The sequence below is a fragment of the Sulfurovum sp. bin170 genome (assembly GCF_010892395.1).
GTDB lineage: Bacteria > Campylobacterota > Campylobacteria > Campylobacterales > Sulfurovaceae > UBA1140.
In genome coordinates this window covers 1-2,353 of record NZ_JAACKB010000060.1, presented here as the reverse complement: position 1 = coordinate 2,353, position 2,353 = coordinate 1, and the positions used below count along the sequence as shown (strand labels likewise).

Below are 2,353 nucleotides of genomic sequence, written 5' to 3'. Positions count from 1 at the left end.
GAAATCTCCACAAGAAGCTCCTCTATCTGCTTCTGATTATCATAATTCTCTTTTAGAGCCGTTAGATATGCATTAAGAAGTTTTGGAATATCATTATCTCTATCATCAGCCATTTTATTTTGAGCTGACTTATCTATAACATAAAGAGCAAAACCACTATCTAACTCCACCTCAAATCGCCTTCCATTGATAGTAAAACTAACTTTTTTCATAAGAACTCCAATTCTATTATGCTATTATTATAGCAATAAATTTGTGAATATTAGGGAATAGAGAGACAAAATGCCACCATTTAGAGTAAATAGCCCCTACAAACCAGAGGGTGACCAACCAAGAGCGATAAAGTTGTTGAGTAAATCAATAAAGGAAGGTAACCAATACCAAACCCTTTTGGGTGTAACAGGTTCTGGAAAAACCTATACTATGGCAAAGGTTATAGAAGAGACACAAAAGCCTACGCTTATTATGACCCACAATAAAACTTTGGCGGCTCAACTCTATTCGGAGTTTAGAACCTTTTTTCCAGACAACCATGTGGAGTACTTTATCTCCTACTATGACTACTATCAACCTGAAGCTTATATCCCAAGGCAAGACCTATTTATCGAAAAAGATTCATCCATCAATGAGGAGCTAGAGAGACTACGACTCTCTACAACAGCTTCTCTTCTTAGCCACAAAGATGTTATTGTAGTAGCTTCAGTTTCAGCTAACTACGGATTGGGTTCTCCAGAGGATTATAAAACTATTGTACAGAAACTAGTTGTGGGTGATGAGTATGCTCAAAAAGCTCTACTACTTAAACTTGTGGATATGGGGTATAAGAGAAATGATGATTTTTTTGATAGAGGTAATTTTAGGGTCAATGGTGAGGTGATAGATATCTACCCAGCTTACAATGAAGAGTTAGCTATCAGAGTAGAGTTTTTTGGAGATGAGATAGAGGATATTTATACCTTTAACACTCTTACAGGAGAGAAGAGAGAACACCTTAAAGAGGCTACTGTATATTCAGCAAATCAGTTTATTGTCTCAAAAGAGCGACTTGCTTTGGCTGTTAAAAGTATAGAAGAGGAGCTAGGTGAGCGACTGGCTTTCTATCAAAAAGAGGATAGGATGCTAGAGTATAATCGTCTGAAACAGAGAGTAGAGTTTGATTTGGAGATGATAGAGGCTACGGGGATGTGTAAGGGGATTGAGAACTACTCACGACACCTAACGCAAAAAAAAGAGGGAGAGACACCATACTCTATGATGGACTATTTGGAAGTGATGCATGGTCATGATTTTTTGGTAATTGTTGATGAGTCTCATGTTTCACTATCACAGTTTAGGGGGATGTATGCAGGTGATAGAAGCCGAAAAGAGGTGCTTGTGGAGCATGGATTTAGGCTCCCCTCAGCTCTTGATAATCGTCCACTTATGTTTGATGAATATATCGTCAAAGCTCCATATTTTCTCTTTGTCTCCGCTACACCAAAAGAACTAGAGCTTGAACTATCTACCACTATTGCAGAACAGGTTGTGCGACCAACAGGACTGCTTGACCCACCTATAGAGGTGATAGATAGTACCTATCAAGTCGAAAATCTTCATGACCGAATGAAACCTGTTATAGAGAAAGGTGAGCGAGTTCTTGTAACAGTTCTTACAAAAAAGATGGCAGAGGAGTTAACCACCTACTATAACGATTTGGGACTACGAGTTAGATATATGCACTCCGATTTAGACGCAATAGAGAGAAACCAAGTGATTCGTTCACTTCGTCTTGGTGAATTTGATATATTAGTTGGAATTAACCTGCTTAGAGAGGGGCTTGACCTACCAGAGGTGAGCTTGGTTGCTATTCTTGATGCTGACAAAGAGGGTTTTTTGCGTTCTACTACTTCACTGATACAGACAGCAGGACGAGCAGCTAGAAATGTTAATGGTAAAGTTTTGATGTATGCTAATAAAATAACTAACTCTATGAGAGAGACTATTGAAACTACGCAGGAACGACGAGAGAAGCAGATGGCTTATAATAAGAAGCATGGGATAACTCCTAAAACTACACTTCGTGAGCTTGATACAAACCTAAAGGTTGAGGATAGTGGTGAAGTTTATAATAAGCGTTCCAAGATGGATAAGATGCCTAAAGCTGAACGGCAGAGGGTTATCAAGGAGTTGAAAGCCAAAATGTTATTAGCAGCTAAGAGTTTGGAGTTTGAGGAGGCGGCAAGATTGCGTGATGAGATTGCTAAGATAAAAAAATTATAAATTGTCGTAGGTCGGGCTGCCCTCTGCCCGACATAATTTCGCATAAAATAATATTTATTTGATGTTTGTTTTCCAAAATTTATTTATTTAATTT

At 38.3% G+C, this 2,353-nt stretch carries 2 protein-coding genes; one reads left to right on the top strand and one right to left on the bottom strand.

The annotated features are described in order from the left end of the window. The coding region (locus GSY74_RS01375; protein ID WP_164663312.1) for a hypothetical protein at window positions 1-212 on the bottom strand (212 nt) is incomplete at its 3' end. Between the two features lie 70 nt (window positions 213-282). Between GSY74_RS01375 and uvrB the strand changes: the two genes are divergently transcribed. After that, the gene (gene uvrB / locus GSY74_RS01370; protein WP_164663310.1) at window positions 283-2,259 is read left to right on the top strand and encodes an excinuclease ABC subunit UvrB; all 1,977 of its coding nucleotides are present in this window, start codon (window positions 283-285) and stop codon (window positions 2,257-2,259) included. Window positions 2,260-2,353 lie beyond the last annotated feature (94 nt).